Consider the following 7,281-nt stretch of genomic DNA (forward strand, 5'->3'; position numbering starts at 1 on the left):
GAGGTGCCGCCATGCCCGACCCCGGCTGGGACGAGTCCCTGCTGCCCCGGGAGCGCGAGGTGCTCGCCCTGATGGCCGAGGGCTGGTCCAACACCGGCATCGCCGACCAGCTGTACGTGTCGCTGAGCGCGGTGGAGAAGCACGTCACCGCGGTGTTCGCCAAACTCGGCCTGCCCGCGTCGGCGGCCGGCAACCGCCGGGTGCTGGCGGTGCTGCACTACCTCGCGGCGACCGGCCGGCCCGGGAGACGGCCCGGGGAACGGCCGGGCGAGGGGTGGGGGAAACCGCACAGTCGGTGAGCGGGGCTTGCCGCACGCCGTCCGTCGGGCTTGAATCCTGGCCATGCGGTCAAAAATCGATCAGGACGGCCAGAAGAAGGCCTCGTTCATCGAGGAGGCCCGGCGGCGGCAGATCGTGGAGGGCGCCATCTCCACCATCGCCAGCGCCGGGCTGCCCCAGGCGTCGCTGGCCCGGATCGCCCAGGACGTCGGCGTCAGCAGGGGCGTGATCTCCTACCACTTCGCCGGCCGGGACGAACTGATCCAGCAGGTCGTCAACGCCCTGTTCACCGAGAGCAACCGGTTCATCAAGGCTCGGGTGGACCGGGCGCCGGACGCCCCGCACCGGCTGCGCGCCTTCATCGAGGCGAGCTTCGAGTTCATGGCGGCCAACCGCGCCAACTTCGTCGCGCTGGTGGACATCTGGGGCAGCTTCGGATCGCCCGAGGCCAAGCGCCGGTTCAACGCCGACATGTACGACCCGTGCCGCCACCACCTGGAGGGCATCCTGCGGCGCGGCCAGGACAGCGGCGACTTCCGCGACTTCTCGCCGCGCACGCTGGCCGCCACCGTCCAGGGCGCGATCGACGGCGTCATGCTCCAGTGGGTCTTCGACGAGGAGGCCGTCGACCTGGCCGACTGCGCCGCCGAGCTGACGACGATGTTCGACATGGCCACCCGGCGGCGAGCGTGACGGCCGCGCCGCCGTCGTACGGCGGGGGAGCGGCCGGGCGGATCGCCGGGGGCCTCGGCGGGTTGCTCCGGGACCGGGCCGCCGCGCACGGCGACCGGGTGCTGTTCCGCTTCGGCGGCGTCGAGACCACCGTCGCGCAGGTGGAGCGGCGGACCGACCGGCTGGCGGGCGTGCTGGCCGGGCACGGCGTCCGCCGCGGCGACCGGGTCGCGGTGATGCTCGCCAACGGCGTCGGCTTCCCGGTCGCCTGGCTGGCGATCGCCAAGCTGGGCGCGGTGATCGTCCCGCTGAATCCCGGTTATCGCAGCGCCGACCTGGCCCACGTCGTCAAGGACTCCGCGCCGGTGCTGGCCCTGGCCGGCTCGGCCGCCGCGGCCGGTGCGCTGCTGGCGCTGGGCCTGGGCGAGGTCGGGCTGCTCGACGCCGCCGACGCAGGGCCCGCGCCCGAGCCCGTCCCCCCGGGCGCCTTCGACGCGGGGGCCGAGAGCGCCGCCGCGCCCGGCGCCCCCGACCTGCCCGACGTCGGCTGGGACGACCTGCTCAACCTCCAGTACACCTCGGGCACCACCGGGTTCCCCAAGGGCTGCATGCTCACCCACCGCTACTGGCTGCACCTGGCCGAGCTGGCGGCCGACGTCGCCGCCGTCACCCCGGGCGACGTGGACCTCACCGCCCAGCCGTTCTACTACATGGACCCGCAGTGGAACACGGTGCTGTGCCTGCTGACCGGCATCCCGCTGGTGATCCTGCCGCGCTTCTCCGCCTCCGGCTTCTGGCCCTCGGTGCGCGAGCACGGCGCCACCTTCTTCTACGTCCTCGGCACGATGCCGCTGCTGCTGCTCAAGCAGCCGCCCGACCCCGAACGGGACCGGGCCCACCGCGTCCGGCTCGTCCTGTGCTCGGGCATCGCGCCCGCCCTGCACGCCGCGATCGAGGAGCGCTGGGGCGCGCCCTGGCGGGAGGCGTACGGCAGCACCGAGGCCGGGGTCGTGCTGGCCGTCCGGCCGGAGGACACCGCGTGCGTCGGCACCGGCGCCATGGGCCGGCCCGTCCCCGGCAAGGAGGTCAAGATCGTCTTAGCGGACGGATCCGACGCCGCGGACGGCGAGGTCGGCGAGATCATGGTCCGCGGCCGGCCGATGCTGACCGGCTACTGGAACCGGGACGAGCCGCTGCTGCGCGACGGCTGGTACCCCATGGGCGACCTCGGCCGCCGGGACGCCCGCGGCCACTACCACCTGGTCGGACGGCTCAAGGAGATGATCCGGCGCGGCAGCGAGAACATCGCCGCCGCCGAGGTGGAGGCCGTGCTGACCGGCCATCCGGCCGTGCGCGCCGCCGCCGTGATCCCGGTGCCCGACGAGCTGTTCGGCGAGGAGGTCAAGGCGTTCGTGCAGGTCGCCGAGCCCGTCGAGCCGCACGAGCTGGTCGACTACGTCCGGGCGCGGCTGGCCGACTTCAAGACGCCGCGGTTCGTGGAGTTCGTCGAGGCGTTCCCGATGACGCCGTCCGAACGCATCGCCAAACACCTGCTGCCGTCCGGACGGGACGGCGCCTACGACGCCCGGGAGGCAAACCGATGAGCACCGATCTGCGGGTGCGCCGCGCCGGCTCGGCCCTGGTGGTCGCCTTCGACCGGCCCGAGGTGCTGAACGCCTTCCGGCAGCGCACCTACGGCGAGCTGGTCGCCGTCCTGGACGAGGCGGCCCGCGACGACGCGGTGGGCGCGCTGGTGCTCACCGGCACCGGCCGCGCCTTCTCGGCCGGGACCGACCTGAAGGAGGCCGGCGCGCAGCTCGCCGCCGGGTCCGACGCCGACCTGGTCGAACGGACCGCCGCGCTCCAGGACCTCACCCGCCGCTTCACCACCCACCCCAAGGTGATCATCTCGGCGGTCAACGGGATCGCGGTCGGCGTCGGCGTGGAGCTGGCCATCGCCAGCGACCTGCGGCTGGCCGGCCACGCCGCCTCGTTCGCCTTCAAGGAGGTGCACCGCGGCCTGTTCCCGAGCAACGGCGTGCTGTACTCGCTGCCCCGCCTGGTCGGCCACGGCCGCGCGGTGGACCTGCTGCTGACGGGCGAGACCGTCGGCGCCGCCGAGGCGTACCGCGCCGGGCTGGTCAGCAGGCTGGTCCCCGACGCCGGCCTGCTCGACACGGCGCTGGAGCTGGCCGAACGCGTCGCCGCCGCGGCGCCCACCCCGGTACGCCTGATCAAGCAGGCCATGCGGCAGGTCTGGGAGCTGGACCTGGAACAGGTGCTCGACCTGGAGACCGAAGGGCTGCTGGCCTGCCTGCGCGGCCAGGACGTGCGCGAAGGCGTCCGCTCCTTCGTCGAACGGCGCCCCGCCGTCTACCGCGGCCACTGACCGCTACCACTGACCGCTACCACTGACTGCGGCCACTGACCGCTACCACTGACTGCGGCCACTGGCCGCGCCGTCCGTACCGCCCCCGCGATCAACCAGACCCCGGCCCGGCCATGGGCCGGGGTCCGATCTCCCCTATCCGAGAACAGCAGGGAGCCGAACGCCATGACCGGGCACGACAGCGGGGGATCGCTCCACCGCGGACTCAAACGACGCCACATGACCATGATCGGGCTCGGCGGCGTCATCAGCGCCGGCCTGTTCGTCAGCAGCGGCAAGGTGATCGCCGACACCGGCCCGGCGGCGCTGGTCGCCTACGCCCTGGGCGGCCTGATCGTCGTCCTGGTGATGCGGATGCTCGGCGAGATGGCCGCCGCCCGGCCCTCGGCGGGCTCGTTCGCCGACTACGCCCGTGCCGCCCTCGGGCCGCGCGCCGGGTTCCTGGTGGGCTGGTGCTACTGGCTGTTCGCGATCGTCGCGGTCGCGTTCGAGGGCGTGGCGGGGGCCAAGCTGCTGAACTCCCTGTCCGGAGCCGTCCCCGTGCTGCCGACGGCCGTCGCGCTGCTGGCGGCGCTCACCGCGGCCAACCTGGTCTCGGTACGGCTGTTCGGCGAGACCGAGTTCTGGCTGGCCTCGGTCAAGGTCGTGGTGATCGTGGCCTTCCTCGCCGCCGGGGCGCTGTACGTCCTGGGTCTGTGGCCGTCCGGCGGCGGCGCCGGTCTCAGCGCGCTGACCGGGCACGGCGGGTTCGCCCCCAAGGGCTGGGGAGCGGTCCTCACCGCGCTCGTCACCGTGCTGTTCTCCTACTTCGGGGCGGAGATCGTCACCATCGCGGCCGCCGAGTCGGCCGAACCCGCCAAAGAGGTCGCGCGGGCCACCCTGCGGGTGGTCTGGCGGGTGCTGATCTTCTACGTCGGCTCGGTGCTGGTCATCCTGGCGGTCGTGCCGTGGAACCGCGTCCCGGCGGGCGGCGCGGACAGCCCGTTCGCGGCCGCCATCGCCGAGCTCGGCGTCCCCGGCGCGGCGACCCTGATGACCTGGGTGATCCTGGTCGCGGTCGTGTCGGTGATGAACGCCGCGCTGTACGCCGCCTCGCGCGTCCTGTGCGCGATGGCCGCCCGCGGCGACGCCCCCGCCGCGGCGGCGCGGGTGCGGGCGTCCGGGGTGCCCGCGCCCGCGCTGCTCGGCGGCGGCGCGCTCGCGCTGGCCCTGATGGCCGGCGCGTTCGCGGTCGGCGACGACGCCTTCGACCTGCTGATCAACACCGCCGGGCTGCTGGTGCTGCTGCTCTACGTCTTCGTGGCGCTCAGCCAGCTCCGGCTGCGCCGGCGTATGGAGGCCGAGTCGCCCGAGCTGCTGCGGCTGCGCATGTGGGGTTTCCCCTGGCTGAGCCGGGTGGTGGTGGCGCTGCTGGTGCTGGCGTTCGCCGCCGTGGCCTCGTCCGCCGAGGCGCTTCCCGTGGTCGGGGCGGTCGCCGTGGCCGTCGGCGGCACGCTGCTCGCCTACGAGATCAGATCCCGCCGCAAACAGCCCGCCGACGCGGTCGCCTGAACGGTGGTCTGAGCGGTGGCCGGTCGGCGGCCCCAAGCGCCGTCAACGCCCTCAGCGCCGTCAGTGCCGTCAGCGCCCTCAGCGCCGTCAGCGCCAATGGAGGTCGCCGAGCAGCGCGGCCTCCGCGCCTCCGTCGGCGAAGATGATCTGGCCGGTGACGAAGCGGTTGTCGGCGCCGGTGAGCCAGCACAGGAGCTCGGCGATCCACTCCGGCCGCCCGGGGAAGCCGCCGAACGGTTGCGGCGCCGCCGCCTCCACCGCGGCCCGCGCCTCCTCGCTCGCGAAGATCCAGGCGGCCGCCGGCGTGTCCACGACGCCGGACGCGACGGCGTTGAGCGCGATGCCGGCGCCCGCCCACTCCGGTGTGGGGGCGGCTCTGCGCACCCAGCGGTTCAACGCGCGCTTGGCGATCCCGTAGGCGCCGGCCGGGCCGCCGGCGGACGGGTCCGCCTCGACGAGGGCGACGGCGGCGGCTTCGTCGCCGTCCAGGCACGCCTGCATGACGCGCTCGTCGGCGGGGGCCAGCGACGAGGTCGACGACACGACCACGGCACGAGGGGCCCGACTCCGCGCCAGCACCGGACGTAGACCTTCGAGCGTCGCGACCGCGCCGAAGTAGTTCGTCGCCAGCAGCCCGGTCCGGCCGCCCCCGGCGACGGCGAGCACCGCGTCGACGGTCCCGGCCGCGCTCACCTGGTCGACCAGCGACCGCCGGCCCTCGGGCGTGGACAGGTCGGCCTGGACGTCGGCGTCGTCGAGGTCGCAGCCGATGACCGTGGCGCCGCGGGCACGGAGCAGGGCGGCGGTCGCGGCGCCGATGCCCGACGCCGACCCGGTGACGACGTACGTCCGCCCGGCGATCCCTTCAGCTGACATCGTGTTCCCCTTCCGGACCGGTCTCAGGACTTCTCACTCGTACTGCGGTCGAAGAGTTCGACCAGTTCGTCCGCGCAGAGGCCGGGGGCGAGCCCGGCGGCGAGGAGCGGGACGACGCTGTCGATCGACGCCCGCAGCGCCGCCGCCATGACCCGCGGGTCGAAGGTGCGGAAGACGCCGGCGCGCTGCCCGTCCGTGAACAGGCCGGCCAGCCGGTCCAGCGACTCGGTGTGGTGCCGTTCCCAGACGCCTTGACCGCTGTTGAGCAGGATCTGCTGGAGCGCCCGCACCTGAGAGGAGTGGGCGGCGATGAACGCCACGTTCGCCCGGATGGCGGTGGCGAGCAGTTCGCGGGCGCCGGTCGCGGCCTCCACGGCGGGACGCACGTGGGCCTCGGCGTCGGCGGCGATCTGGTCGGCGACGGCCGCGAACAGCTCGTCCTTGCTGGAGAAGTGGTAGGTGATCAGCCGGCTGCTGCTGAGCCCGGCCTCCTTGCAGATGGCGTCGAAGGTGGTGGCCTGGTAGCCGCGCTCGCCGAGCAGGGTGATCGCGGCCCGGATGATCTGCTTCCTGCGGGCCGCGGTCGCCGCCTGATGGGGGCCGGGCGGACGGCCTTGATCGCCGTCGCTGTTATCCATACAGATAACATTATCTAGTCAGATAACAAATGGCCAAACCGTATAGAACTTGCGAATTTTCGCAATTCGTTTAACACTTATCTCGTCAAGGCAGGCATGAAGGCAGGGGACAGTGTGAGCGAGGCGTTCGCTGCGGCGATCCGGCGCCGGGTGGATGAGGCGGCCGGCGCGCTGCGCGCGGCCGAACAGGACGGCGACGCCGACGCCGCGCTGGCCGCCGCCGGCGGGCTGGACGAGGTGCTGCGGATGGCCCGCGCGCACGGCGTGGACACCGACGAGAGCCCCGGCGCGGACCCCGGCCCGGACCCCGGCGCGGCCCGCGGGGGAGAGGAGGCGCGCTGATGTCCGTCCCCCTGTACGAGGCCAAGGCCGAGCTGTTCCGGCTGCTCGGACATCCGGTGCGGATCCGCGTGCTGGAGCTGCTCCAGGACGGCCCGATGCCGGTGCGCGACCTGCTGGCCGAGATCGAGGTGGAGCCCACCGGCCTGTCCCAGCATCTGGCCGTGCTGCGCCGCTCGGAGCTGGTCACCGCCCGCCGCGACGGATCGACCGTCGTGTACGCGCTGTCCGGCGGCGACGTGGCGGAGCTGCTGCGCGCCGCCCGCCACCTGCTGCAGGCCAAGCTCTCCGGCCGGCACGCGCTGCTGAACGAGCTGCTCGAATCGGAGGCCGGCGAACGGTGACCTCAGTGCTCCGGGCGGGCTGGGCCCGTCTGCGTCCCGTCCTGCCCGGCCGGGCCGATCTGGCCGCGTTCGGCCGTCATCCGCGCCGCGACCTGCTGGCCGGGCTGACGGTGAATCGGCGTCACCGCCTACGGCCTCTACAAGAACGGCTCCAAGGTGGGCGCCGATCAGACCGGCCGCACCTACACCTTCA

Annotated in this window: 10 protein-coding genes; 7 read left to right on the plus strand and 3 right to left on the minus strand. The window is 73.6% G+C overall.

Features of this window, described 5'->3' with window-relative positions; translation table 11 throughout:
- Positions 1-11 precede the first annotated feature (11 nt).
- The 5 genes from ACWCSD_RS17765 to ACWCSD_RS17785 all read left to right on the plus strand — a co-directional run bounded on the left by ACWCSD_RS17765 (position 12) and on the right by ACWCSD_RS17785 (position 4,891).
- Entirely contained in the window at positions 12-299 is a 288-nt protein-coding gene (locus ACWCSD_RS17765) for a helix-turn-helix domain-containing protein (protein WP_449916101.1), read from the plus strand.
- Positions 300-342: 43 nt separating this feature from the next.
- Positions 343-972, plus strand: a complete 630-nt coding sequence (locus ACWCSD_RS17770; RefSeq protein ID WP_387678471.1) for a TetR/AcrR family transcriptional regulator — start codon at positions 343-345, stop codon at positions 970-972.
- Entirely contained in the window at positions 969-2,555 is a 1,587-nt protein-coding gene (locus ACWCSD_RS17775; RefSeq protein ID WP_449916103.1) for an AMP-binding protein, read from the plus strand. Before ACWCSD_RS17770 ends, ACWCSD_RS17775 begins: the two co-directional genes overlap by 4 nt.
- Positions 2,552-3,340 carry an enoyl-CoA hydratase/isomerase family protein gene (locus ACWCSD_RS17780; RefSeq protein ID WP_397161920.1) on the plus strand — a complete coding sequence of 263 codons (789 nt, stop codon included), beginning with the start codon at positions 2,552-2,554 and terminating at the stop codon, positions 3,338-3,340. Before ACWCSD_RS17775 ends, ACWCSD_RS17780 begins: the two co-directional genes overlap by 4 nt.
- A gap of 219 nt (positions 3,341-3,559) precedes the next feature.
- A complete protein-coding gene (locus ACWCSD_RS17785; RefSeq protein WP_449916106.1) occupies positions 3,560-4,891 on the plus strand; it encodes an amino acid permease in 1,332 nt (443 codons plus the stop codon).
- Between the two features lie 87 nt (positions 4,892-4,978).
- On the opposite strand, the gene ACWCSD_RS17790 is transcribed toward ACWCSD_RS17785, so the two are convergent.
- Both ACWCSD_RS17790 and ACWCSD_RS17795 read right to left on the minus strand, forming a co-directional pair.
- Positions 4,979-5,767 (minus strand): SDR family oxidoreductase, encoded by a 789-nt coding sequence (locus ACWCSD_RS17790; RefSeq protein ID WP_397161918.1) that lies wholly within the window; start codon positions 5,765-5,767, stop codon positions 4,979-4,981.
- Positions 5,768-5,790: 23 nt separating this feature from the next.
- A complete protein-coding gene (locus tag ACWCSD_RS17795) occupies positions 5,791-6,405 on the minus strand; it encodes a TetR/AcrR family transcriptional regulator (RefSeq protein ID WP_449916108.1) in 615 nt (204 codons plus the stop codon).
- Positions 6,406-6,519: 114 nt separating this feature from the next.
- Between ACWCSD_RS17795 and ACWCSD_RS17800 the strand changes: the two genes are divergently transcribed.
- Both ACWCSD_RS17800 and ACWCSD_RS17805 read left to right on the plus strand, forming a co-directional pair.
- Entirely contained in the window at positions 6,520-6,747 is a 228-nt protein-coding gene (locus ACWCSD_RS17800) for a hypothetical protein (RefSeq protein WP_397161916.1), read from the plus strand.
- The gene (locus ACWCSD_RS17805) at positions 6,747-7,088 is read left to right on the plus strand and encodes an ArsR/SmtB family transcription factor (RefSeq protein WP_352327141.1); all 342 of its coding nucleotides are present in this window, start codon (positions 6,747-6,749) and stop codon (positions 7,086-7,088) included. The genes ACWCSD_RS17800 and ACWCSD_RS17805 overlap by 1 nt, the downstream gene beginning before the upstream one ends.
- Positions 7,089-7,090: 2 nt before the next feature.
- On the opposite strand, the gene ACWCSD_RS17810 is transcribed toward ACWCSD_RS17805, so the two are convergent.
- On the minus strand, positions 7,091-7,213 hold the full coding sequence (locus ACWCSD_RS17810) for a hypothetical protein (protein ID WP_449916112.1): 123 nt from the start codon (positions 7,211-7,213) through the stop codon (positions 7,091-7,093).
- Positions 7,214-7,281: the final 68 nt, after the last annotated feature.

This window comes from Nonomuraea sp. NPDC001684, from assembly GCF_053596515.1.